The organism is Neptunitalea chrysea (assembly GCF_027924145.1).
GTDB lineage: Bacteria > Bacteroidota > Bacteroidia > Flavobacteriales > Flavobacteriaceae > Neptunitalea > Neptunitalea chrysea.
Map to the genome: position 1 here is coordinate 1 of NZ_BRVP01000012.1, position 25,693 is coordinate 25,693.

Annotated in this window: 27 protein-coding genes; 7 read left to right on the forward strand and 20 right to left on the reverse strand. The window is 34.8% G+C overall.

What is annotated here, in order from left to right; translation table 11 throughout:
- Positions 1–313: 313 nt before the first annotated feature.
- The 4 genes from recA (at position 314) to NBRC110019_RS09635 (ending at position 4,111) form a co-directional block, all read left to right on the forward strand.
- Complete coding sequence (gene recA, locus NBRC110019_RS09620; RefSeq protein ID WP_281754397.1) at positions 314–1,321, forward strand: recombinase RecA; 1,008 nt, start codon at positions 314–316, stop codon at positions 1,319–1,321.
- Positions 1,322–1,432: 111 nt separating this feature from the next.
- Positions 1,433–1,867: a hypothetical protein gene (locus tag NBRC110019_RS09625; protein ID WP_281754400.1), complete on the forward strand. Its 435-nt coding sequence runs from the start codon at positions 1,433–1,435 to the stop codon at positions 1,865–1,867.
- A gap of 49 nt (positions 1,868–1,916) precedes the next feature.
- Positions 1,917–2,468 (forward strand): RNA polymerase sigma factor, encoded by a 552-nt coding sequence (locus NBRC110019_RS09630; RefSeq protein ID WP_281754402.1) that lies wholly within the window; start codon positions 1,917–1,919, stop codon positions 2,466–2,468.
- On the forward strand, positions 2,468–4,111 hold the full coding sequence (locus tag NBRC110019_RS09635; protein ID WP_281754404.1) for a hypothetical protein: 1,644 nt from the start codon (positions 2,468–2,470) through the stop codon (positions 4,109–4,111). Before NBRC110019_RS09630 ends, NBRC110019_RS09635 begins: the two co-directional genes overlap by 1 nt.
- A gap of 81 nt (positions 4,112–4,192) precedes the next feature.
- On the opposite strand, the gene NBRC110019_RS09640 is transcribed toward NBRC110019_RS09635, so the two are convergent.
- Positions 4,193–4,927 carry a lysophospholipid acyltransferase family protein gene (locus NBRC110019_RS09640; RefSeq protein ID WP_281754406.1) on the reverse strand — a complete coding sequence of 245 codons (735 nt, stop codon included), beginning with the start codon at positions 4,925–4,927 and terminating at the stop codon, positions 4,193–4,195.
- 543 nt (positions 4,928–5,470) lie between these two features.
- Between NBRC110019_RS09640 and trpS the strand changes: the two genes are divergently transcribed.
- Positions 5,471–6,439: a tryptophan--tRNA ligase gene (gene trpS / locus NBRC110019_RS09645; protein WP_281754408.1), complete on the forward strand. Its 969-nt coding sequence runs from the start codon at positions 5,471–5,473 to the stop codon at positions 6,437–6,439.
- 162 nt (positions 6,440–6,601) lie between these two features.
- On the opposite strand, the gene dprA is transcribed toward trpS, so the two are convergent.
- On the reverse strand, positions 6,602–7,705 hold the full coding sequence (dprA, locus tag NBRC110019_RS09650; RefSeq protein ID WP_281754409.1) for a DNA-processing protein DprA: 1,104 nt from the start codon (positions 7,703–7,705) through the stop codon (positions 6,602–6,604).
- Positions 7,706–7,784: 79 nt separating this feature from the next.
- On the opposite strand from dprA, the gene NBRC110019_RS09655 reads away from it, so the two are divergent.
- Positions 7,785–8,729 carry an HU domain-containing protein gene (locus NBRC110019_RS09655; protein WP_281754411.1) on the forward strand — a complete coding sequence of 315 codons (945 nt, stop codon included), beginning with the start codon at positions 7,785–7,787 and terminating at the stop codon, positions 8,727–8,729.
- Between the two features lie 129 nt (positions 8,730–8,858).
- Positions 8,859–9,374: an acyl-CoA thioesterase gene (locus NBRC110019_RS09660; protein WP_281754549.1), complete on the forward strand. Its 516-nt coding sequence runs from the start codon at positions 8,859–8,861 to the stop codon at positions 9,372–9,374.
- 53 nt (positions 9,375–9,427) lie between these two features.
- Here the strand turns inward: NBRC110019_RS09660 and NBRC110019_RS09665 are convergent, their stop codons facing one another.
- The 18 genes from NBRC110019_RS09665 to NBRC110019_RS09750 form a co-directional block, all read right to left on the reverse strand.
- Entirely contained in the window at positions 9,428–10,654 is a 1,227-nt protein-coding gene (locus tag NBRC110019_RS09665; protein ID WP_281754413.1) for a murein hydrolase activator EnvC family protein, read from the reverse strand.
- A 9-nt stretch (positions 10,655–10,663) separates the two neighbouring features.
- Positions 10,664–11,443 carry a lipoprotein insertase outer membrane protein LolB1 gene (gene lolB1, locus NBRC110019_RS09670; protein ID WP_281754415.1) on the reverse strand — a complete coding sequence of 260 codons (780 nt, stop codon included), beginning with the start codon at positions 11,441–11,443 and terminating at the stop codon, positions 10,664–10,666.
- A 4-nt stretch (positions 11,444–11,447) separates the two neighbouring features.
- Positions 11,448–12,398, reverse strand: a complete 951-nt coding sequence (locus NBRC110019_RS09675) for a tetratricopeptide repeat protein (protein ID WP_281754417.1) — start codon at positions 12,396–12,398, stop codon at positions 11,448–11,450.
- A gap of 14 nt (positions 12,399–12,412) precedes the next feature.
- Positions 12,413–13,423, reverse strand: a complete 1,011-nt coding sequence (locus NBRC110019_RS09680; protein ID WP_281754419.1) for a sugar phosphate nucleotidyltransferase — start codon at positions 13,421–13,423, stop codon at positions 12,413–12,415.
- Positions 13,424–13,490: 67 nt separating this feature from the next.
- The gene (gene dut / locus NBRC110019_RS09685; protein WP_281754420.1) at positions 13,491–13,925 is read right to left on the reverse strand and encodes a dUTP diphosphatase; all 435 of its coding nucleotides are present in this window, start codon (positions 13,923–13,925) and stop codon (positions 13,491–13,493) included.
- Positions 13,922–15,382 (reverse strand): lipopolysaccharide biosynthesis protein, encoded by a 1,461-nt coding sequence (locus NBRC110019_RS09690; protein WP_281754421.1) that lies wholly within the window; start codon positions 15,380–15,382, stop codon positions 13,922–13,924. The genes dut and NBRC110019_RS09690 overlap by 4 nt, the downstream gene beginning before the upstream one ends.
- Before the next feature lie 247 nt (positions 15,383–15,629).
- Positions 15,630–16,091, reverse strand: a complete 462-nt coding sequence (locus NBRC110019_RS09695; RefSeq protein WP_281754422.1) for a hypothetical protein — start codon at positions 16,089–16,091, stop codon at positions 15,630–15,632.
- A gap of 85 nt (positions 16,092–16,176) precedes the next feature.
- Positions 16,177–17,040: an ATP synthase F1 subunit gamma gene (gene atpG, locus NBRC110019_RS09700; RefSeq protein ID WP_281754423.1), complete on the reverse strand. Its 864-nt coding sequence runs from the start codon at positions 17,038–17,040 to the stop codon at positions 16,177–16,179.
- A 36-nt stretch (positions 17,041–17,076) separates the two neighbouring features.
- On the reverse strand, positions 17,077–18,657 hold the full coding sequence (gene atpA / locus NBRC110019_RS09705) for a F0F1 ATP synthase subunit alpha (RefSeq protein ID WP_281754424.1): 1,581 nt from the start codon (positions 18,655–18,657) through the stop codon (positions 17,077–17,079).
- 40 nt (positions 18,658–18,697) lie between these two features.
- Complete coding sequence (atpH, locus tag NBRC110019_RS09710) at positions 18,698–19,252, reverse strand: ATP synthase F1 subunit delta (protein WP_281754425.1); 555 nt, start codon at positions 19,250–19,252, stop codon at positions 18,698–18,700.
- Positions 19,253–19,258: 6 nt separating this feature from the next.
- A complete protein-coding gene (locus NBRC110019_RS09715; protein WP_281754426.1) occupies positions 19,259–19,750 on the reverse strand; it encodes a F0F1 ATP synthase subunit B in 492 nt (163 codons plus the stop codon).
- Positions 19,751–19,835: 85 nt separating this feature from the next.
- The gene (gene atpE, locus NBRC110019_RS09720; RefSeq protein ID WP_281754428.1) at positions 19,836–20,036 is read right to left on the reverse strand and encodes an ATP synthase F0 subunit C; all 201 of its coding nucleotides are present in this window, start codon (positions 20,034–20,036) and stop codon (positions 19,836–19,838) included.
- Between the two features lie 38 nt (positions 20,037–20,074).
- Complete coding sequence (gene atpB / locus NBRC110019_RS09725; RefSeq protein ID WP_281754429.1) at positions 20,075–21,172, reverse strand: F0F1 ATP synthase subunit A; 1,098 nt, start codon at positions 21,170–21,172, stop codon at positions 20,075–20,077.
- 135 nt (positions 21,173–21,307) lie between these two features.
- A complete protein-coding gene (locus tag NBRC110019_RS09730; RefSeq protein WP_281754430.1) occupies positions 21,308–21,694 on the reverse strand; it encodes a hypothetical protein in 387 nt (128 codons plus the stop codon).
- A 13-nt stretch (positions 21,695–21,707) separates the two neighbouring features.
- Positions 21,708–21,929 (reverse strand): AtpZ/AtpI family protein, encoded by a 222-nt coding sequence (locus NBRC110019_RS09735; RefSeq protein ID WP_281754431.1) that lies wholly within the window; start codon positions 21,927–21,929, stop codon positions 21,708–21,710.
- On the reverse strand, positions 21,901–22,308 hold the full coding sequence (locus NBRC110019_RS09740; RefSeq protein ID WP_281754432.1) for a bactofilin family protein: 408 nt from the start codon (positions 22,306–22,308) through the stop codon (positions 21,901–21,903). The genes NBRC110019_RS09735 and NBRC110019_RS09740 overlap by 29 nt, the downstream gene beginning before the upstream one ends.
- An 11-nt stretch (positions 22,309–22,319) precedes the next feature.
- Positions 22,320–24,878 (reverse strand): type IX secretion system periplasmic lipoprotein PorW/SprE, encoded by a 2,559-nt coding sequence (gene porW, locus NBRC110019_RS09745; RefSeq protein ID WP_281754433.1) that lies wholly within the window; start codon positions 24,876–24,878, stop codon positions 22,320–22,322.
- A gap of 108 nt (positions 24,879–24,986) precedes the next feature.
- Positions 24,987–25,682 (reverse strand): ABC transporter ATP-binding protein, encoded by a 696-nt coding sequence (locus NBRC110019_RS09750; RefSeq protein ID WP_281754434.1) that lies wholly within the window; start codon positions 25,680–25,682, stop codon positions 24,987–24,989.
- Between the last annotated feature and the right edge of the window lie 11 nt (positions 25,683–25,693).

Sequence of the window (25,693 nt, forward strand, 5' to 3'; positions counted from 1 at the left end):
CAATTTTATAGTATAAAAAACCAAAAAGCGCTACCAAAAAAATTTGATAGCGCTTTTCGCAGCTAATTCGTTAATACGTGTGTTTTTTTAAAATCTTATACATACTAACGAATAGCTAACCTCCGTCAAGCTTACAATTTATAGTCATATAAAAAGTAAGGCAACCGTTTTTTAAAAACATTTTCTTGCTCAAATACTTCATATAACATCCCTGTTTATAGGGTAGATACGAAAAATTGAAAAAGGTTGCGCTGCCAATTGTATCCTGATAAAAGAAATAGTATTTTAGCCTGCATAAAAAGGAAACGAAGATATGGCCTCAGAAAAAGACGCAAAGTTAAAAGCACTTAAGCTAACGTTAGATAAACTAGACAAAACATACGGTAAGGGTACCGTGATGAAAATGGGTGATAGCGCTGTAGAACAAGTAGAAGTAATACCTTCTGGTTCTATAGGTTTAGATATAGCACTTGGAGTTGGCGGATATCCAAAAGGGAGAATTGTAGAAATCTACGGTCCGGAATCTTCGGGTAAAACAACCCTTACGTTACACGCTATAGCAGAGGCTCAAAAAGCCGGTGGTATTGCTGCTTTTATTGATGCAGAACATGCTTTTGACCGTTTCTATGCAGAAAAGCTAGGAATAGATATTGATAACCTTATTATATCGCAACCAGACCATGGGGAACAAGCGTTAGAAATTGCCGATAACCTGATTCGTTCTGGAGCTATTGACTTGGTAGTTGTGGATTCGGTTGCCGCTTTAACTCCTAAAAGTGAGATTGAAGGTGAGATGGGAGATTCAAAAATGGGATTACACGCTCGTTTAATGTCGCAAGCCTTACGTAAATTAACCGCTTCTATTAGTAAAACACATTGCACCGTTATATTTATTAACCAGTTACGTGAAAAAATTGGGGTTATGTTTGGTAATCCTGAAACTACAACAGGTGGTAATGCATTAAAATTCTATGCTTCGATACGTTTAGATATCAGACGTTCTACACAAATTAAGAGCAACGATGGTGATGTAGCCGGTAACAAAACACGTGTGAAAGTAGTTAAAAACAAAGTAGCACCACCATTTAAATCAGCTGAGTTTGATATTATGTACGGCGAAGGAATATCTAAAGTCGGCGAAATTTTAGATATTGGGGTAGAATATGAAATTATAAAGAAAAGTGGCTCGTGGTTTAGCTATGGTGATAGTAAATTAGGCCAGGGTAGAGATGCCGTTAAAAACTTATTAATGGATAATCCTGAACTCCTCGAAGAACTCGAACAAAAAATAAAAGAAGCCTTAAAAACGGTCAATTCATAATTACAATCAAAATCTCGATGTTTATCGGGATTTTTTTTATTTTAACGCAACCTTTACACAACCCTTGTATCTACTAAAAAAGTTAATGAAGGTTAGATAAATTTATTGTATATGAAAACGAATATGAGAACCATGAAGAAGTATGCTTTATTATTAATTGTTGCACTTGTATCTTTTTCTTGTAGTATTGATGATGACGAAAATGTAAATTACCGTTTTGAGTTTGTTGCCACTGATACTGTTGAGTTTCCATCAGAAATTTATGTAAACAATACGTACAATGTTACTATTTATTACACCCTACCCAACAGTTGTTATTACATAAACGGAATTGATTACAATTACACTGATGATTATGAACGTACAGTAGCTTTGGTTGCTACAGTATATGATGGCACCAATTGCGATGCAAACACGGTATTAGAGAGCACAACATTTGATTTTAAACCTATTAATGCTGGTACCTATACTTTTAATTTTTTAACAGGCCAAGATGATAACGGAGACTATACCTATAGCACGTATGACGTAGTAGTTTTAGAGTAGTTAAAAAATAAGGATTATATTATAGTATTAATGTAACAAAATTATTCTATTGAGTTTAGAGCAACTCATTACAGCATGTAAAAAGGGCGAGCGTAAGGCTCAGCACCAGCTATACCAATTATTTGGTGGCCGGCTGTATTCGGTTTGCTTAAAATATTCAAGGAATAAAGAAGAAGCAGAAGACAACCTTCAAGACAGCTTTTTAATGATCTTTGATAAAATAGATCAGTACAAAAATAAAGGGGCTTTTGAAGGATGGCTAAAACGGGTTACCATTAATACCTGCTTACAAAAATATAGAAATCAAGGGGTTTTTGATATTATACCCAATAGAGAAATTGAAGACGAAGATGTCTCTGTAAGTTTTGAAGAAGAGTCACTTAGTTTAGATTATTTATTAGGGTTAATACAAGAATTACCTAACAGATATAGATTAGTGTTTAACTTATATGTTTTAGACGGCTATTCGCATAAAGAAATTTCAGAAACGCTAAGTATTTCAGAAGGAACTTCTAAATCTAATTTGGCTAGAGCTCGAATGATTTTGAAACAGCGAATTGAAGAAGAGGAGATTACAAAAAAAAAGAGTAATACGTTGTAATGGAGCATGAAGATAAAAATATAGACAGGTTATTTCAGGAGAAATTTAAAGACTTTGAGGCTCTCCCTAATAACGCTGTATGGAACAATATACAAGCAAAGCTTGATGAGGAAGACGATAACGCAATTCCTTTAATTCCATGGTGGTTAGGAAGATCGGCTGCTGTGGCTTTATTTCTTATTGGTATGGGGATATTAATGTATTTTAATCCGCCACAAAAAACTGCTAACGATAGTTATGTAACATCACCTGAGGTTATTTTAGGTACCGAAAATAAAAAGAATCTTAGCGATCCTACTACTCAAAACGAAACAACAACTGTTGATGTTTTGGTTGAAAATGATGCCGTACATATCAGCGCAGAAGAGAATACACCTGAAATTAATAAAACTGCAATAGCTAATGACGTAATTGCTAACAGCAAACAACAGTCAGATGCGATTATTTCTACTAATAAAAATACTTTTAATGCCGGTAAAAACGCTAGTAAAAAATACTCGTATCAGAATAATAACTTTAGTACTAAATACAGAAACGATAAAACGTTTAAAAAGAGAAAAGAGTTAGCGTATCCTGAAGAGCCCGAAAATGAAAACTATATTGCTACTGCTACCCCTAATGTAGCAGCCAAAAACAAGGTGTTAGGAACCAATACAACTACTGGAACAACACTAACAAAACAAAATAATAATAGTACGTTACGTGTAATTATAGATACTACGGTTACTACTAATGCCTATGCATCTAATAATTACCTTCCGGTAAACATAGAAAAAGAAAAATTAGATTCTCTTTTGATGGAAGAAGCAGTACTTGCAGAAGAAGCTCTAACACTTGAAGAAGCAATTAGAAAACAACAGGAAAAATATAATGACCCAGAGGAAGACGAGAAAGAAGACAAACTTGCGGGTATGAAAAAATGGAGTATTAATCCTAATGTAGCTCCTGTGTACTTTAACTCTATTTCTGACGGATCACCTATTAGTGGTGACTTTGCGAGCAACGGTAAAACCGGACATGTAAACATGAGCTACGGTATTAATGTTGGTATGCAAGTAGACAAGCGTTTTAAAATACGCTCTGGAGTAAGTAAGGTTAATTATGGCTATGCTACAGAGAATGTTTATTTTACCAACACCTCGCAATCACAAGCTATTAGCTCTATAAATTATTCAGAATCTGGCGCCACTATAGCAATGGCTACCAATACCGATGATTTAACCTCAACCAATGTATCAGACGGATTAATTGATGTTACTGAATCTAATGCATCAGTAGAGAAATATAAAGGGGCTCTTATTCAGAACATGGATTATATTGAGATTCCGGTAGAACTTGAATATCAATTAATAGATGCTAAATTTGGGGTAAATCTTATAGGAGGGCTAAGCACCTTGATTCTAAGTAACAATGAAATTCTATTAGAGTCAGACGGATTAATAACCGCTATCGGGAAATCTAACAATATTAACACGTTAAACCTAAGTACGAATATAGGTTTAGGAATCAATTATACATTTACAAATAGGCTTTCTTTTAATGTAGAACCTATGTTTAAATATCAACTAAATACATTTGCTGATGATAACGGTTTTAAACCTTATACATTAGGATTATATACAGGCTTTAGTTTTAGGTTTTAGTTAGGTTAGGTTAGGTTCTTTTAAAAAGTAATGATGACCTAAATGTGTCCCTGAATTCTTCGGGGGCACTTTTTTTTATGATTACGCCTCTAAATGAGAAAGCATTGTATGGTAAGCCTGTTTCTTTAATTGGTTCTTATCGGTTTTATCTAAACCTTCTGTACTAATAAACGGCAATACTTTAGCTCTTGAAACCCCTGGAGTACCTTTTAAAAAAACATACGGAAAACGCTTTTTATTATTAAATACCATTGGTACTAAAGGTACTTGGTACTCTATAGACAATCTAAAAGCTCCGTCTTTAAAGTTGTCTAAAACAATGCTAATATCGTCAGGAACACCGCCCTCAGGAAATATGCAAATACTTAATCCTTGATTTAATCGCTCTTTAGCTTTTTTATACGCAGCAGATCTACTATTGGCATTACTTCTATCTACCAAAATACATACACGTTTGTAGAAGAAACCAAAAACGGGCAACTTAGTCAGTTCCTTTTTACCCACAAATACAAACGGATTTCTAGATACTTTTAGCATTAGCATTATATCTAACATGCTAGTATGGTTAGCTATAAGCATGTAACTTTTACCTTTTACTATTTTTTCATCATAGGTAATTTTAGGAAAAAAGCCTGCACCATACATCACTACATTAGCCCATATATTTCGTGCTATCCAAAAAAATGCAGGGTACCATTTTTCTTTAGAGCTTAATACCAATAAAATAGGAAAAAATAAAATTATGGGTACCGCTACTAATATGTAAAACCATACCCGCCAAAGTGTATAAATAATTGCCTTTATGATAGTAGTCATAACAACAAAAATAACAAAAGGTTTATTGCTTTACACTAATAAATTTGTTCTACGGTAAAAAAATATCTTCTATGTCGTTTACCTAAACTAAATATGACTATTGTGGTTGCTACCAAATATTCATCTACTGTTAGTATAGGTGAATTTTCGGCAATTCGTATCCATATTTTCTAATAGCAATATTCGGAACCAACCAGATTATAACACCCAATTACTCATACTTGTGTTGAAAATAAATTTTGTAGTCTCCTTCTAGGGTAATATCAAACTTATGATTTACAGAATCGTACCAACTTATAGTAGGATACCAAATATCACACGTTGAAATTTAGTAAGCATTGCATTTCTATTTAGAGACAAGTCTCGGAGCATTTAATCTCAATTATTGAGTGAAATTTTAAATACTCTTAAGCAACATAATCAAAAATTGTGTGGAAGAACACAATGCAACAAGCTCTTTATAAATACAAAAAATTATGTCATAAAATTACGGTAACAATTTTTTTTGCCGTTTTTTTGTAGTAACAATATAAAACCAAGATTATGTCACGGATTTTAACGGGTATTCAAAGTACAGGAGTGCCCCACTTAGGAAACATTCTAGGAGCCATTTTACCGGCCATTGAGATGTCTCAAAAACCGGAGAATGACTCATTTCTGTTTATTGCAGATTTGCACTCTATTACACAAATTAAAGAGGGTGAAACCCTGAGACAAAACACGTATAGTGTTGCAGCAACCTGGCTTGCTTTTGGTTTAGATATTGAGAAGGTTGTTTTTTATCGCCAGAGTGACGTAGCACAGGTAACAGAATTATCTTGGTATTTAAGTTGTTTCTTTCCTTACCAACGTTTAACATTAGCGCACTCATTTAAAGATAAAGCGGATAGATTGGCTGATGTAAATGCAGGATTATTTACTTATCCTATGTTAATGGCTGCCGATATACTTCTATACGACGCAGAATTTGTACCAGTTGGTAAAGACCAATTACAACATATAGAGATTACCAGAGACATTGCTACCAAGTTTAACAATCAAATGGGAGAAACATTTATGTTACCAGAGTCTACTTTAAGCTCAGAAACCCAATATGTTCCCGGAACCAATGGTGGTAAAATGAGTAAATCGGCTAATAACTACATCAATATCTTTTTACCAGATAAAAAGCTACGTAAACAAATTATGGGTATTGAAACCGATAGTACACCACTTGAAGAGCCTAAAAACCCTGATACGTGTAATGTATTTGCGTTATACAAAATATTAGCTTCTACAGAAGAAACGGCTACCATGCGTGCCAACTACGAAGGTGGTAATTATGGGTATGGTCATGCAAAACAAGCTTTGTTTGAACTAATCTGTAAAAAGTTTAAAGAGCCAAGAGAGAAATTTAACTACTACATGGATAACCTTGATGAAGTAGATGCCATTTTAAAACAGGGGGCTAAAAAAGCAGCGGTAATAGCTGACGAGGTACTGGAAAGAGTACGTAAAAAATTAGGTTATTAATAGATTTTGGGCGTACCATACAAAGTATGTAATCTAAAATATTGAGTGAATATAAAAAAGTAACGGGGCTAATAAGCCCCGTTACTTTTTTATATCTTTAATGACTACTACAGATATACCCATCTAAAAAATTAGGAAATACAAATAGTTACATGTAAAACGCTAAACTGCCTCAAATAATTTACCCGGTAGCGGACGTACCAACCCTTTCATCTCTAAATTTAACAAGGTAGCCGATACTTTAAAAACGGGTAATGTACACTCCATAGCTATTACATCCATCAACTGCTTACCCTTATCTCTTAAAAAATTATAGATCGCATGTTCATCTCCGTGTAGCTCTACAAACAATTGCTTCTGTACGGGCTTTACCGTTTCTGTTTCCAAACTCCACCCTAAACTATAAATAAGGTCGGCTGCACTAGTTAGCATTTGTGCTTTTTGTTGCTTTATTAAGGCATTGCACCCCACACTATACGCATCTCCTACTCTGCCCGGTACAGCAAACACATCGCGGTTATAGGAGTATGCAATATCGGCTGTTACCAAACTTCCTCCCCTATCTGCAGATTCTATTACAACGGTAGCATCGGCCATCCCAGCAATTATACGGTTTCTCCGTAAAAAGTTATTTCTATCAAAAGTAGAAGTACTTTTAAAATCGGTTACAAAACCACCATTAGCTTCTATTGAAGCAACATATTTGCTATGAACCTTAGGATATATTTGATTTAACCCATGCGCCAAACAGCCTATTGTCTGTAATCCATTCTTAACAGCTGCTTTATGCGCACAAATATCTACCCCATAGGCAAAGCCACTAACCACAACTACATCTAGTACAGCTAACTCTTCTATGAGGGCTTCACAAAAACTACTCCCATACATTGTTACCTGTCTGGTGCCCACTATACTTACCACCTTTTTCTCCTTTAAATCAATAGTCCCTTTTTGAAAAAGTATTAACGGAGCATCTATACAATGTTTTAGTTTATCAGGGTATGCTTCCTCATTGTAATACGTAGCAGTAATATCATTATCCTTTATAAATCTGAGTTCTTTAGTGGCCTCTTCCAAATAATCTTTCTCAAATAAATTTTTAATCATTAACGTACCAATACCATCTATTTTGGCCAAATGATGTTTCTTTTCGGTAAACACATTCTTGGCACTACCACAATGGTTTATGAGTTTTTTAGCATTAATATCCCCCACTTTTGGCACACTTTTCAGCGCCAAAAACCAAAGCAAATCTTCTTCTGACATTCCATTAAATTTAGCTAAAGGTAACTAAACTTATTAACATACTTCTGAACCAACTTAAAAAATTACTACTTTTGTTTTTATGAAATTGGAAAATTACATAAGCGAACTTTTATACAGATATGAGTGTGTAACCATCCCTGGTTTTGGTGCTTTTTTAACCAGTACTAAGGGTGCACAAGTGCATACCTCTACCAATGCATTTTACCCACCTACTAAAATGATCTCTTTTAACAAGCAGGTTATTAATAACGATGGGTTATTAGCTAATTACATTGCCTCTGTAAAGAAACTATCTTATGATATTGCTCTTATAAAAATTGAAACTTCGGTTTTTGAGTGGCAACAAACGCTTAACAGTAATGCCATTCTAACCTTAAAAAATTTAGGTGAATTTTGGTTAAATAACGAAGGTTCTTTACAATTTAATCCTTCGCAGCATGTAAATTATTTAACCAGCTCTTTTGGGTTATCTACATTTGTTTCTCCTGAAATTACTAGGGAACAACTTCATAAAGAAGTAGAAACAATAGAGAAAAAGACACCTATTACCCTTACCCCTGAAGCTAGAAAAACAGCTCCATCCTATTTAAAATATGCTGCTGTATTTGTATTAGGATTAAGTGTTGCTGGTTCTATAGGTTATAACTACCTGAACACACAGACAGAAAACGCTATTGTTGCAGAACAAGATGCACAAGAGAAGGTAACTCAAGAAATTCAGAATGCTACCTTTTTTGATGAACTTCCGCTAGAGTTAGCTCCTGTACAGCTCACAGTAACTAAAAAAGTTACTCCGTTAAAATATCATATTGTAGCGGGTGCTTTTAGAGATGAAAACAACGCCCACACTAGAGTAGCCGAACTGAAAGAGCAAGGTTACGAGCACGCTACCATTTTAGGTCAAAACAAATTCGGGTTGTGGCAGGTTTCATTACAAGGCTTTGAAGAAAATAGAGAGGCTGAACGCTTTTTGTTTAAAAACAGAAAAGCCATTACAGGTATTTGGCTATTTGTTTCTGAATAATGTATACAAACACCTTTTACTTACTATCTAAGTTAACAATTACTATGTAATTGATAGCTAACCCATGTTTCCTTTTAAAAAAAACAGGTAACTAGTTTTCTTATATTTGCACCAAACAAAAACCAAATGATGCAATCTAAAACTCCAAGTGAATCTAGAACCGTAATGACAGATCTGGTATTACCCAGTGAAACCAACCCTTTAAATAATTTATTTGGAGGTGATCTTTTAGCGCGCATGGATCGTGCAGGAAGTATTGCAGCTCGCAGACATTCCCGAAGAGTCGTAGTAACTGCATCTGTAAATCATGTAGCCTTTAACAGGTCTATCCCACTAGGAAGTGTAGTAACTATTGAAGCTAACGTTTCAAGAGCTTTTAAGAGTTCCATGGAGATTATTATAGATGTTTGGATAGAAGATAGAGAAAACGGACACAGAACGAAGGCAAACGAGGCTATTTACACTTTTGTAGCCGTAGACGATATGGGAAAACCTACTCCCGTACCTTCTTTAACTCCTGAAACTGATTTAGAAAAAGAACGTTTTGTTGCTGCTTTAAGAAGAAAACAACTTAGCTTGGTACTAGCCGGTAAGATGAAACCTAGTGAAGCTACCGAATTGAAAGCTATTTTTATGGAAGAATAAGCACCTAAAATGTAATCATAAAAAAGCCTGCTTAAAAGCAGGCTTTTTTATGATTACATTTTATAAATCCACAGTTCAGGATTTAATTTAATGGTATTCTTATAAAGCAAAAACTTAAGCTCTGTTTTACCAGTATATTTACTGGTAAAAATAGTACCGATAGGTTGTTTAGCAGGTATCACATCACCTTTCTTCACATATAAATGATCTAGATTACAATAGGTGCTAATGTAATTACCATCCTTAAGATACACATTAGCTTTCCCCCTATTAATGGTTATTCTAATCACTTCTCCTTCAAAAATTGCTCTTGCCACTTCTCCTTCGGGCACCATAATATTTACCCCACTATTTTCTTGCACTAATCCAGGATATACAGGATCTGAATATTTACCATAACCAATAGATACTACCCCTCTTTCTACAGGCCAAATTAATTTACCCTTATTAGCGGCAAAGTTATTGGCTATCATTTCTTCTTCTGGTGTTAAGGCAAAGGTATTAGAAGAACTACTTACCTTCTTACCATTGGCGGCAGCTTTTTTTCTACTTTCAGCTATAGCCTCTCTAATCAAGCGCTGAATCTCTTGCTCTAATCGATCTGCTTCTTGTTTCTTCTCTTTAATCTTAGCTAAATATGATCCTTCCTTCTTCTTAATCTCAGTAATAAGTTCCTGTTGCTTTATGCGTTCCGATTCTAACTGTGTTCTAATTTCTTTATTTTCTTCAATCAGCTCCTGCTTATCTGCACGCTGCGTAACCAACGATTGATTTAACCTCTGTAATTCCTTTGCTTTATCTTGAATAATGGTTCCTTGCTTCTTTAAATGCGCCCTAAACTGTCGCATATACTCCATACGTTTATACGCCTGAAAAAATGTTTCAGAAGCCAAAATAAACATTAACCTGTTTTGTTGCGACTTGTTACGATACGATTTACGTATCATCTCGGCATAATTGCCTCTTAAAACCTTAAGTTCATCCTCAAGACTCTTAATGGTTTTCTGGTTATTTTTAAGATTGGAGTTAATTAAATTGATCTGCTGATTGGTAACCTTATTAAGTTTTTCGCGAACCAAAATCTTTTTGTTAAGACCTTCTACCTGTGTAACTACCGACTTCTTTTCTGAAGTTTGCTCATTTAGTAACAACTGTATTTGCTTAATTTCTTGTAATAAATCGTTTCGTTTACGCTGCAAGGCATCTTGCTCTTTTGACTGTGCATTTACAATACCTACAAAAGAGAAACACAAAACAACTATAAGAAACTTAATACGCATGGTATTCAATTATTTTTCTAAGGTAATTAGACTATAACCGCTTGGTATGTTATACGGAAATGTCACTTTTTCGTTCAGTTCTATTTTTTTGTACTCAATATCAATTCCTGTAATCCCTTTTGAATCCTCTACCTTTATACTAACCTTATCAGGAAAAGCTTGTCCGTCTACATCTTGATACGAATCGTACGAAATACTGGAAACACGTCCTTCAGCCGGTTGAGATACCTGCTGCAAACTCATTTTATAATATTTAGGCTCTACCAAAAACAGTAATTTAAAAGCTCCTAATGATTGCTCAGGTTTTAACTGATAACGATTATCACCTACCGTAACACCATACTTATCTTTTTTCATATCTACAATGGCCTGCCCTAATAATACATTCTGTAATTTATCAAAATCAAGTTCGGTACCCAATAAATTACTGATATATGAAAAATCACCCTCAAAGTATGTATTATCTAACTTGTTATAGAATGATACACCATTAGGCGTTATATAAGCCTTCACCAATCCAAAAGTTGCTTCGCTAATCCAAATAGCCTTATCCTTTTCCATTCGAAGACTCACCCCAAAAGAGTTAGAAGAATCCCCATCATTATACTTAACCTTAAGTTTCCCTTTAATGGTTTTAAAATCAAGTGCATTTGTATAATGATTTTTAACAATCTTTTTGGCCGTTAAACTAGTGTTTACAGTACCCTCTCCTACTATCTTTTTGGCTTCGCAAGAAGCTAGTAGCAGTATTACCAAAACCATTGTGGTTGCTTTATAAATCAACTTCATATAGTTATATATCATTTGCTTTGTGCAGATATTCTTGTTGCTCTTGTATATTTCCTAATTGCTTATGGCAATTTGCCAAGGCTAAATACAGTTCTTTTTCTAAAACGACATCATCTACTAAAAATTCAATTGCCATTTCATAAGACTCAATAGCCTGTTTAAACTGTGTCATATGCTCATTGGCCACCCCTTCCATATAATACAAAAAAGGTTGTGTTGGATAACTCGCCAAAGCCTCTTGAGCCTTTTCTTTTAATGTTGCAAAGTCATTAGCTTCTTGTAAGTTAGTAAGCTCATTTCTAATATCCTTTAGCGGATCGGTTTCCTCGCCATCAACAGCATCTGTTGCTTCCGTCACCTTTTCTACATCTTCAGATATTTCTGCATTGTGCTTTTGCATAGCTTTAAAATGCGCACGTTTCTTATCTCTTTCAGAAGAAGATCCGTATAACTCATCAAGTGTATCTAATTGCGCCAAGGCTTTATCGTACTGAAAGTTATTAGCATACAGATACACCAAACTTTCCTTAAATGCATCTTTATACTGAGCCAGATTTTCTGCTGTTTCTATAGCCTCTTCAATTTTGTTCTGTGCTTTGTACACATTAAATAAGGCCTCGGAATACCAACGATTAGAAGGTTCTTTTTCTACCGCAGCTAACAATGCATTTTCTGCATCTTCATACAACCTAGCCGAAGTATAATTAATCCCCATTTCATAATCTACAGCAGCATTTTCGGGGTCTAACTCCTTACACAGTAATAACTCGTCTATAGCCTTTCCGTAATTTTCTATAGCACGCTCTTTTAGAGCCGTAAAAAAATGTTCTTGAAAATCACTTTCTACAGTTTCCGAAGTTACAGAGGCATCATCATTCTCGTTCTGAGCATTTCCTATAGAAACCCACAAACAAAATGTTAATCCTAACAATATAACGCTCGAAAACTTATGCATATAAGCTGTTTTGTTTACACTAATTCTGAGTAATCACCAATACTAATACTTGTAAAATTACCATCAAAGGTAGCATGATTTCCTATCATAGCATTATCTAAGTTAGCATTTTTAATAATAGCATGGTTTTGTACTAAACTATTCTTAATAACCGAACCTTCAACCACACACCCATCTCCTAATGATACATTAGGGCCTAATGTTACATTACGTAATACTACATTATCACCAATATAACAAGGTGGTATAATCTCAGAGTTTTCAATGGTAACCGATTCTGCTACCAAACTATGCCCATCTTCATATAAAAACTGTAACATTCGTTTATTAGTATCTACAGTGATGTTTTTATTTCCACAATCCATCCAAACATCTACCTTACCAGGAACAAACTTCATACCATTTTCCATCATGGCTTTAATTCCATCATTAATCTGGTATTCACCTCCGTGAATAATATTATTATCCAATACTTTTTGCAATTCAGCTTTTAGCACCTCTGCTTGTCTAAAGTAATATATACCTATCACCGCAAGATCGGACACAAACTCCTGAGGTTTTTCTACCAATCCGGTAATATCACTTTCTTCATTTAATTGCACTACCCCGTATGCCTGTGGGTTTTCAACTTTCTTTACCCATATAACACTATCTGCCGAAACATCTAAATTAAAATCTGCTTTAAACAAGGTATCTGCATAGGCAATAACACACGGACCATCTAGTGAGTCTTTAGCACACATAATAGCATGCCCAGTACCTAAAGGTTGATCCTGATAATATATTGTGCCTTTAGCACCAACACTTGCTGCAACCTCTAGTAAGTGCTCTTCTATAGCATCACCAAAATCATCTTTAATTACAAATGCCACTTCTTCTACTGGTTGTTTCAATACCTTTGAAATATCTTCAACCAAACGTTGAACAATAGGTTTACCCGCGATAGGAATCAACGGTTTAGGTACGGTTAATGTATGGGGTCTTAGGCGGGATCCTCTCCCTGCCATAGGTACAATAATTTTCATAATGTTGCCTTTAAAAATTCATTTAGGGGATTTACATATACTATTCTAAAATACTCGCAAAGTACAGTTATTTGGTTCCGGTACTACCAAAACCACCAGCACCACGTACCGTTGAAGACAATTCGTCTACTGTTGCCCACTCTGCTCTCTCATATTTTGCAATGACCATTTGCGCCACACGTTCTCCATCTTCAATCACAAAATCTTCAGTAGATAAGTTTACTAAAATAATCCCTACTTCTCCACGGTAATCTGCATCAATAGTACCCGGAGCATTTAACACCGTAATTCCTTTTTTAGCAGCCAGCCCGCTTCTTGGTCGTACCTGAGCTTCATACCCTACAGGCAACTCTATAAAAAGCCCGGTTTTTACAATGGTTCTTTCCATAGGCTTTAAGGTAATAGGAGCCTCTAAATTGGCTCTTAAATCCATTCCTGCAGAAGCTCCGGTTTCATATTCCGGTAACGTGTGTTTAGAGGTAGTTATAACTTTTATTGTCATGCTTTTTTAAGTGTTTTTTTAAGGGCTTTACCCTCCAATATATAGATCATTAACAAAAATATAAAAACAAATAGGGTTCCCACATATATGTTTCTATTAAAAACATAGAACGACAAGGTTGCATACACCATACATGTACCCATGTATAAGGCTATTTTTTTGACGTTATAAGGGATTTTATAATTTTTTTGACCGTAGTAATACGAAATAAACATCATTCCTGCATAGGCCGCTAAAGTAGCTATAGCTGCCCCTTTATAACTTATGATAGGAATGAGCATAAAGTTTAACGATAATGTGATAACAGCCCCCACAATTGATATGGCCGCACCATACCAGGTTTTATCGGTTACCTTATACCATACCGATAGGTTATGATAAATACCCAAACATAAGTTGGCCATTAAAATAAACGGCACCACCCAAAGAGCTTCCCAATATACTTGTTCCGGAATTAATATTTGCTTTAGGATATCTGCATACACCACTACAAACAACACAATAAACGAACCGAATATGGAAAAGTACAATGTTATATTAGCATAGGTTTCTTTAGCGTTCTTTTTATTGGCATGACTAAAAAAGAAAGGTTCTACACCCAATTTAAAAGCCGTTACAAACAATGTCATAAACACGCCTAATTTATAACAAGCAGCATAGATTCCAACAACATCATCGGCAACTTTTTTGGGTAGCATGTAACGCAATATCAATTTATCGAATCCTTCATTTATAGAAAATGCGATACCCGCTATAAGTACAGGAAAAGCATACTTGAGCATTTTTTTAAAGATAACCTTATCAAAAGAAATTCCAATACGTTTATAAAGGGGTAACACCATTAACAAAGTAAAAGCACTGGCCACTAAGTTTGCCAAAAAAATGTAGTGCACTTTATCTTCAAAATTAAGATGGGCTATTAACCCCTTAGGGTTTTCTCCAGCAATGGCCGGTAGCCCAACAAAGAAAAAGATGTTCAGTGAAAAATTAATAAGTACGTTACTAATTTTTACAAAGGAATATTTAATAGGCATCTCTTGGTTTCTGAACCAAGCAAACGGAATAACTGACAATGCATCTAAGGTTAAAATACCTACGGCATAACCAATAAATGCCGGTGTATAATGTAACCACTGTGCTATAGGATTTTCAAACAGTAAACCCAGAACACAAAACAACACAGAAGAAATAAGTAAAGCCGTTAATGCTGTTGATTGTACCTCAGATTTACGTTCGCTCTTATTCATAAACCTGAAAAAGGCGGTCTCCATACCATACGACAGCATTACGTTTCCTAAAATAAGGTATACCATTAAGGATGAATACACCCCATAATCGGCTTTATTTGGTAACTCATGAATATAGAAAGGAGTAAGAATTAATCCGAGAATACGAGGCAATACGGTTGCTAAACCGTAGATAAAAGTAGTTTTAAAAAGTTTCTGTAGTGCGCTCAAATTCAGTTACAACATTTTAACCTGCGCTAATGTATAGAATTATATACAGCACTACAATTTTATTGGTTGATTTTTAAAACCCACCAGATGATTTACCATTATTATTTGTTTTTAGGTATAGGTACCTCAAAATACAGGTTCTCTTCTACACCAGAAAAAGTAATATTAATTCTAGTTTCCAGTGTTTTCATAACCACATATTACTACACATTTAAAGCAATTACATAAGGTAATATTGCTAAAGGGCTTAGCATTGTTCTTTTAATACACATTCTAACTCATCGGGATTATTAGTAACAATACATACTCTAAACCTACTGGTAACCAAATTAAAACATACTGCCATACCCGGTTTAGTATTAAATACCAATCGTCCTCCCGGTGCTAAACGAATTCCCATACCAAACCAACCAGGTATTTTTTCTTGTGCTATACTTTCACGCAGCATATTCTTAAGAGAATATTTTATATTTATAATACCCAAACCAAAGCTTAGTTTTAAATGGTCTTCTGTTATAGCAATTGTAAAATTAAAGAACAACAAAATAAGCACCACAAACACTACAGTAATACCAATTACAGAATTTAAAGAGGCATATGTTTCTTCTCCAAAATACAATAGCGCCTGAAAAGAAGCCAGAAAAACGATTATAAATACAATAAGAATATGAAATAGTTGTGTCTCTTTGTAAACGTATATTTTCTTCATATATTAAAGGTACTTCATAAAATGATTAAACAAAAAAACCCTGCCTTAATTAAGACAGGGTTAACATATAAAGAGTATTTTCTATTTATCCGTTCAATGCTTCGGCACCACCAACGATTTCTAAAATTTCGTTTGTAATAGCCGCCTGACGAGCCTTGTTGTACGTAAGCTTTAATTGGTTACGTAAATCGGTTGCATTATCGGTTGCTTTGTGCATTGCCGTCATACGTGCACCATGCTCAGAAGCAAACGAGTCTCTAATAGCTTTATATAATTGTGTTTTTAAAGACTTCGGGATCAATGTTTCTACAATTTCCTTTTTAGATGGCTCAAAAAGATAATCTAAAGTAACATTAGCTGTTTCCTCTGTCTTCTCTTGAACAATTGGTAAAAACTGTTCCTGTAGCACAATTTGGTTAGCCGCATTTTTAAAATGATTGTAGATAAGTACAATCTTATCATACGTTCCTTCAGCATAGAAAGTCATTAACGTATCTGCTAAAGCCGCAACATTTTCAAAGGTTAAATCATCAAAAATCTCGTTGTGGTTTTCAACTACCACTTGCGATTTCTTAATAACATCATTTCCCTTTTTACCTATTGTAAAGTAATAAACCTCTTTACCCTTATAGGTATCTGCAGCAGCCAAAGAAGCTTTTATAATATTTGCATTAAAACCACCACACAAACCTCTGTTAGAAGTAATAGGTACCAATAACACTTTCTTCACCTCTCTTTCCGTAGCATATACACTTCCGTTATCACCCTCTAGAGTAGCACTTAATGCCTGTAACAATTCAGTTAACTTACTAGCATAAGGTCTCATTGCTGTAATAGCATCTTGGGCTCTTTTCAACTTAGCTGCCGATACCATTTTCATGGCACTGGTAATTTGCATGGTTGAACTTACCGAAGCAATTCTGTTACGTATTTCTTTTAAATTGGCCATAGTTTTAATTATGGATTATGAATTCAGAATTCTAAATTATCTTGCGTACTTAGGAGCAATCTCTTTAGCTACAGCTGTTAATACATCTGTTTGAGCATCTGTATATTTACCAGCTTTTAACTCATCTAGTGTTGATCTGTGCTTAGCGTTTAAGAAATCGATATATTCTTTTTCGAACTCTTTAACACGCTCTACAGGTACTTCTTTTAATAAGTTTTTAGAACCAGCAAAAATGATAGCAATCTGATCTTCTACAGTATACGGATCGTTTTGAGCTTGCTTTAAGATCTCCACGTTACGTTTACCTTTGCTAATTACGTTCATTGTAGCAGCATCTAGGTCGGACCCAAACTTAGCAAACGCTTCTAATTCACGGTACTGAGCTTGATCTAATTTTAACGTACCTGCTACTTTCTTCATTGATTTAATCTGAGCCGAACCACCTACACGAGATACCGAGATACCAACGTTAATTGCAGGACGTACACCAGAGTTAAATAAATCTGACTCTAAGAATATCTGACCATCGGTAATCGAAATTACGTTGGTTGGGATATATGCAGAAACGTCACCTGCCTGAGTTTCGATAATTGGTAACGCTGTTAACGAACCACCACCTTTTACGATTGGCTTTAACGACTCTGGAAGGTCGTTCATGTTCTTAGCAATATTATCATCGGCAATCACTTTAGCAGCACGCTCTAATAAACGAGAGTGAAGGTAGAAAACGTCTCCAGGATATGCCTCACGTCCTGGTGGTCTTCTTAATAATAATGACACCTCACGATACGCAACCGCTTGCTTAGATAAATCATCATAGATAATTAACGCAGGACGACCTGTATCACGGAAGTACTCACCAATTGCAGCACCTGCAAACGGAGCATATACCTGCATTGGAGCAGGATCTGATGCGTTAGCCGCAACAATAGTAGTATATGCTAATGCCCCTTTATCTTCTAAAGTTTTAGCAATACCAGCAACAGTAGAAGCTTTTTGTCCTACTGCAACATATATACAATATACAGGTTCCCCTGCATCGTAAAATTCTTTCTGATTAATAATGGTATCAATACACACAGTAGTTTTACCAGTCTGACGGTCACCAATAACCAACTCACGTTGACCACGACCAACCGGAATCATAGCATCTACAGACTTAATACCAGTTTGTAACGGCTCATTTACCGGTTGACGGTAAATTACACCAGGAGCTTTACGCTCTAACGGCATTTCGTAAAGAGTTCCTTCGATAGGGCCTTTACCATCGATAGGGTTTCCTAATGTATCAACAACTCTACCAACTACACCTTCACCAACTTTAACAGATGCAATACGTTGCGTACGTTTTACAGTAGCGCCTTCTTTAATGTCTTTAGAAGCCCCTAAGATTACAACACCAACGTTGTCTTCTTCAAGGTTAAGTACCATACCTTCTAAACCACTTTCAAACTCTACTAATTCTCCGTATTGAGCATTTGATAGTCCGTATACGCGGGCAATACCATCACCTACTGTTAGTACTGTTCCTACTTCGTCTAATGAAGCCGAGGCTTCAAAACCTGATAGTTGTTTTTTTAATATTGCTGATACCTCAGCAGCTTTTACTTCAGCCATCTTACTTTAGTATTTAAAACCGTTTCGGTTTATTTATAAATTAAAGTTGTGAAACGTATAAATTGTTATTAAACTCTCTTTCTAATTTTCTGAATTTAGCAGCAACACTTGCATCATATTGCTTATCGCCAATTCGTATTACAAAACCACCAATAATAGTAGGATCTACTTTGTTTTCTAAAGTAATCTTCTTATCTGTTAATTCTGTAATCTTAGCCAACACCTTAGCTTCTAATCCACCGGTAAGCGGTATTGCAGTAGTAACAACTGCCGTTTGCTCCCCTTTATAAGCATGGTATTGAATGATATATTTTTCTGCAACCGTTTGCAAAAGATTAATTCTTTTGTTTTCCTCAAGCACACTAAATAATCCTTTAGTAATTTCAGAAACATCAGCGAAAATTTCTTTTAATGCAGCTATCTTAACATCCGCTTTAACAATAGGACTCATTAACATTAAACGTAGCTCCTTATTGCTAACAATGGTGTTTCTAATAAGCTTCATTTCAGCATCTACCTTATCCGCTATTTTATTATCAATAGCCAACGAAAGCATTGCTTTTGCGTAACGTATTGCTGCTCTAGTACTAACCATAATTTATTAGTTTAAAGTAACTTCGTTAAGCATTTTTTCTACTTGCTTCAATTGCTTAGCCTCATCAGAAAGTTCTTCTTTAACAACTTTCTGTGCAATCTCTAAAGAGATATTAGCTACTTCGGTCTTTAATTCAACTAAAGCAGATTTCTTTTCAGATTCAATCTCAGCTTTCGCTTGCTCAAGAATAGCAGCTCCCTGAGTAGCTGCAGCCTCTTTAGCATCAGCTATTATTTTATCTTTAATTTCACGAGCTTCTTTTAACATTGCATCTCTCTCAGCACGTGCTTCAGCAAGCATTTTTTCATTATCAGCCTGAAGATTCTCCATTTCTTCTCTAGCCTTCTTTGCTGCCTCTAGGGCTTCTTCAATTTTAGACTCTCTATTATTAACTGCAGACAGTATTGGTTTCCATGCAAATTTTCTTAATAAAATAAAAAGAACAACAAAAACAATAACTGTCCAAAATATTAAACTCTCAGGATGTGTAATATTCATAACTTTATATTTTTCTACTTAATAGATTTAAAATTTAGTACACAACTCAAAAACCAACCGTTTTTGAGTTGTGCATTTTCAAAAATTATTTTGCGATTAACGCAACAACTACAGCGAAAAGTGCAACCCCTTCAATAAGTGCAGCAGCAATAATCATAGCAGTTTGAATTTTTGAGGCAGCCTCTGGCTGACGAGCAATTCCTTCCATTGCTTTACCACCAATCTGACCGATACCTATTCCTGCAGCAAGTGCAGCTAATCCAGCTCCAATACCAGCTAAAACCATAATATAAATATTTATTAATTAATTAAATAAACTCAATTTTAATGATGATCGTGTTCTGCAACTGCCTGACCAATAAACAGTGCCGACAACAAGGTAAATACATACGCTTGTAATGCAGCAACCAATAACTCTAACACATTCATGAACAACGCAAAACCAACAGAAACTGGTGATACCCAGGCCGTACCAAAAATAAATATTAAAGAGAATAAACTTAATATAATAATGTGTCCTGCTGTAATGTTAGCGAACAAACGAATCATTAATGCAAAAGGTTTTGTAAAAATACCTATCAACTCTATTGGCGCCATGATAATTTTCATTGGCACAGGGATTCCTGGCATCCAGAAAATGTGTCCCCAATATTCTTTATTACCGCTAAACTGAGTAATTAAGAATGTAATAGCCGCCATTACTCCGGTAAATAAGATATCGTTAGTTAACGTACCAGAAAATGGAAAGAAAGGAATTAACCCAAAAATATTTCCAATCCAGATAAGAAAGAATACCGTTAATAAATAAGGCATGTATGCTTTATACTTCTTCTCTCCAATATTTGGCTTTGCAATATCATCTCTAACAAAAAGAATAAGTGGTTCCATAAACCTACCAATTCCTTTAGGCATTACGCCATTACCCTTTTTATAAGAACGTGCTGTAGGTATAAAGATTAGCAACATCAATGCTGCCGCTAAAAACAAAGAGAAAACGTTTTTAGTAATAGAAAAATTTAGAGGTCTTCTATTTTCTGCATGATGCTCTTCATTTAAGGTAATACCACCATGCTTATTAGCATAATAAATTTCTTCGTGTAAGCGCACAAACTTCATCCCATTCTTTTCAACCACATGCTCTCCGGTATTATCATGATGAAATTCACTAGACATAAAAGTAACTAAACCATTATCTGTCCAAAGAATAACAGGGAGCGGGAAAGAAATAGATTCTCCATTAATATCGGCGACATGAAATTCATGAGCATCACTAATGTGATGCATAATTAACTCGGTTGCATCAAACTCTTCTTCCGTATCTGCCTTTTTTTCCGCTTCATGATGTTCCTGAGAAAAACCAAGAATAGAGGTGAACATTAAAAATAAAAGCAATGTTCTCTTGATAGTTGTTTTTGCTATCATTTTATCTGTATATGTTAAAAATTATAACGCTCAAATTTTGCGCAAAGGTACACTATTAATTTATAACTGAAACTTTGAAATAATTTTTTTTTATAATTAATAGCGTTATCCTATTTTTTGATAAAAATCTCTAAATTATTTCTTATTAATCAACGAAATAGCACCTATAGTTTCGAAAATCAAAAATATGAAATAAGGTATAAAAAAGTTGAGAATATCTGCTAAATAGTTATATCCGTCTAAATTGATAAGAGGAATAAACAGTAAAAACGAAGCCAACATTTTAATTACTACACCAATTAAAAACCCCATTCCTACATAATCTTTCAAAAACTTCGACAAATAATATAACCCTAAGTAGATAAGCAATGTAAGACTAAAAAGATACACATATATTATCCATAGTGAATAATACATACCTGAGACCTCAAGACCCCAATTAAGTACACTGTAGTGCACCCCAAACGAAAAGATGGTTAACAACACCAACCTAATTATAAAACCAATCAAACTATTTTTCAAAATACTATCATCATTAGTCTTCCTTATTCATAGCATTCACCTTCCTAAATACATTATATAAAGCAAGAAAAACACCAAATAAAGAAAGAGCCACCGTAAAAAAGGGGCTCATATCTGTATATTTCTTATCTAACCAGTCACCTAAAAAAGCTGATAGGACTATTAAAACTGCCATTTCAATTCCCATTTGAGAGAATTGAATCCATTTACGATGCTGATTTTTTTGATTGCCCACTTGTCAATGATTTTAAGTTATTGGGGCTCATATTACAAGTTGCGTTAAAGACAGCACCAGCGTCAATATCTAATTTAGAGGCTACAATTTCACCTTCAACATTAGCAGTAGATTTCAACGAAAGTAAACCTGATACAATTAGGGTACCTTTATAAGTTCCTTCTATATCTGCATTTTCGCATTCAGCCTTTCCGTCTACAACTCCCGTTTTTCCAATAACTAATTTTCCTGAAGTTTTTACCGTTCCTTCTAAAGATCCATCAATTCTAAAATCGGAATCAGAAGTCACTTCTCCTTTTATAGATGTATTTACTAATATACGGTTAGACATTCCTGTTGCTTCTCCTTTTGTTTTAACCGGCTTCTTTTCTGAAAACATAATGTGTTGGTTTAGGGTAAATTTGGTTCTCTATATTCTTTTAAATTCTTATGGATTTGCAATATACTATAATTACCCGATGTGATGAAAAACTCATCCTCAGGTATTGTCAAATCTTTAGTTTCTTCTAACATTTTTTTAAACACCTTTATCTCCTCGGTATTTCTAAAACCATGTACCACAAAAAATCCGACATAGTCATCGTACACATCATACGAGAATGTAAGGTGATCAAAAACTTCAGGGTGTTCTAAAGCAGCTATGGCATTTACGACAGAAGTATTGAATTCCTTAACAGACGCTTGGGTCTCACTGTTATACGGAACAACCCATTTCCAGCTTTTAACCCCTTCTATTGACTGCTCAAACTTTAACTTTTCAAGATCACGGATGGTTTTCTGAAGTAAGGCTGCCGCTCTCTTTCCTTCATCACTAGCCGGATAGTTAAGTGAGACAAATTCCAATGCTTTCTTATAAGCAGATACTCCTTTTAACCTACCAGTTGCAGAAGCTTTTAGCATCTCAAGTTTTGGCGCAGCCTCTTCCCCGCTGTATTGGGCAATATCGCCGTCTATTTCCTCTAGCAATAATACAAATTCCTGGTTTTCAAACAGCTTATTATAGAAATCAACCACGGCATCCGGACTATTTTCATCATCCTTTATTTGTGCATATGGATTTTGCAATAACATCGCATATCTAGAATCGGGGTAATCAAATATAATTTCTTGTTTAACAACCTCTGCCCTAGAAGGTTTTAACTGTTGATATATTTTGTAAAGATTGTACTTAGCAGGTAAAATTAATTTTTCGTCGGGTTTATTTGCCAGCAACGACTCTAGCCTATTGGCAGCTAACTGATACTCCTTAAACTTAGCGAAATAAATTAGTCCTAATTGATAATATGCATAGTTACGCGCTCTATAAATACTATCAATATATTTTTCGTCCGTAGGAATTTTTGATAAATAATACTCTAGGGTAAGCTCTTTGTCTATCGAAGTGGTATCAGTTACTTCCTCCTGCATCTCTTTAAACTCTTGATTGCTTAGCAAACTCTTATCAGACAATCTCCATTCGTCCTCAAGTTTACGATTGCCCCATACACGTTTAAACTCATTCTTACCATATGTAACTGTTGACTCATTATAAAAGTAAAACGAATTACTCTTACCCCTTGCTTTAGCAGCATTTGCAGCCTTTAAAGCCTCTAGCTTACGCTTTTCTTCTTCCGCCTTACGCTGTGCCTTAATACTATCTATAACATTCGTGTAGTACACTTCTTTTTCCTTATCGGTCATATTTACTACATATAAAATGCTATCATTCTTAAAAGCTACATCCTCAAAATAAATAACATCATCTAAATTATCGCGCTTCTTTTTAACCAAGCGATACATTTTAGTATTCTCCTTTAAATTAAGCAATGTACTATCATAATACTTACCGGCAGGTTTATAGCGCACTTCATTAAATTCCATTTCAGCCAAACGGTCATAATTCTGAGCATTTAAAAATAAATCGGTACTATGTTTAGATAAAGATAATCTGTAAAAATCGGCTGCCACTTCTATATTATCTGTATGCAAATAGTAGTTCCCCAATTCGTGATAAATAATATCTAAATAAGGTCTGTTCTCTCTATTTTTAGCAAGCTTGTTTAACATGCCTAATAGGGCATTTTTATCGCCACGCTCCCAATTAAAATTTCTTGCCTTTTGTATATATGCATTAATCATATATACTCTAGGAGATTTACGGTTTAGCTTTATAAGCTTATCAAAAGTAGCATTGGCCTTCGCCTTTTTTGCTATTTTATTGTACAACTGCCCAATAATAAACAAGTATCTACCTCTCTCCTCATTACTTTTGGTTAAGTCTGCAGCCATACTTAATGAGGTTGCAGCACTATCATATTCTTTCAGATTAATATAAGCCTCAGCCATCATTGCCCTAATGTCGGCATGCTCTTGCTCGTCCATTGTGTTTCTCTTAAATATTTTTTTAAGATTACTTAGAGCCAACTCATCATTATCTAATCGAATGTTTACTTTTTCTCTCCAGGTTTTTGCCTGTACAATACCACTACTTTTTGGGTACTTTTTAAGCACGTAGTTAAATGCCTCCATTGCTGGAATCATACGTTCGTCATAATAACGCGCTTTCCCTAACAGCAAGAATGCCTCGTCTATCTGGCTATTCTTTTCTCTACCATTAATATTCATGGAATGCTTTTGAATAGCCTTGGTAGCCTTTTCTTCGGCCTTTTCAAAATTGGAGTTCTTTTTTTGACCTGGTAACTGAACCTCATCTTTCTCTTGCATACGCTCTACCGGTAAAATATCCCAGTAATTATCCTGATAAGTAGACTCTAGCTCTAGCTTTCCTTTTTCTAAAGCTATATATCCATTATAAAGAATGTTGTAACGTGTAGTTAGTGCATGAAAATTTCTGTTCAGAAATTTATCTTTTTTGCGAGAGCAACCCGCCAATGTAGCTAATGCTATTAGTGTAGCTGCAAATATGTAACGCCTCGTGTTCAATGCTCGGGTAAATAATGTACTATACAAACTAAAATACGCGTGTTTTAGTATAAATTGGAGGTAAAAATACATTTCTTTTTTTAGAAAATAAAAATACCTACTATTAAACTAAAGTTAGCTTTGTAATTTAGCAGCTTACCCAGCAAAATATGCCTCAAGCTCCTTTAAGGTAGCTTCTGAAGTAGCTAAATCTTTAACCACCTCTCCTTTGTTAAGCACTACAATACGCTCGCACACCTCTGTTACATGTAATAAGTCGTGACTAGAAATAAGTACAGTTACATCTCTTTTCTCGGTAAGTTCTTTAATTATCTTCTTTAATCTAAACTGGGTTGTTGGATCTAAATTAGCAAAAGGTTCATCTAAAATCAACACCTTAGGATTCCCAATAAAAGTAGCTACAATACCCGCTTTTTTTTGGTTACCCTTACTCATGTCTCTAAGATATTTCTTCTGCTCTAAAATTTCACCGTGAAAAAAATCTTCAAATGTAGCCAACAATGCATCTACCTCCTTTTTACTAACCCCTCTTAGTTCACCAATAAAATAGAAATATTCTTCGGCAGTAAGGTACCCTATTAAAAACGACTCATCTATAAAAGCCGAAGTAAAAGGTTTCCAATCTTCACATTCGTGTACAGCTATATTATTGCTTTTTATATAGCCCGTTGTGGGGTTAATTAAATCTAACAATAAGCTAAACAACGTGGTTTTACCAGCACCATTATTGCCTACCAAACCAAAACTTTGTCCTTTAGGTATGCTAAGACCGTTAATGTTTAAAACGGTATTTGAATTGTATGTTTTTGAAAGGTTATATATTGTAATCATTGTTATATTCT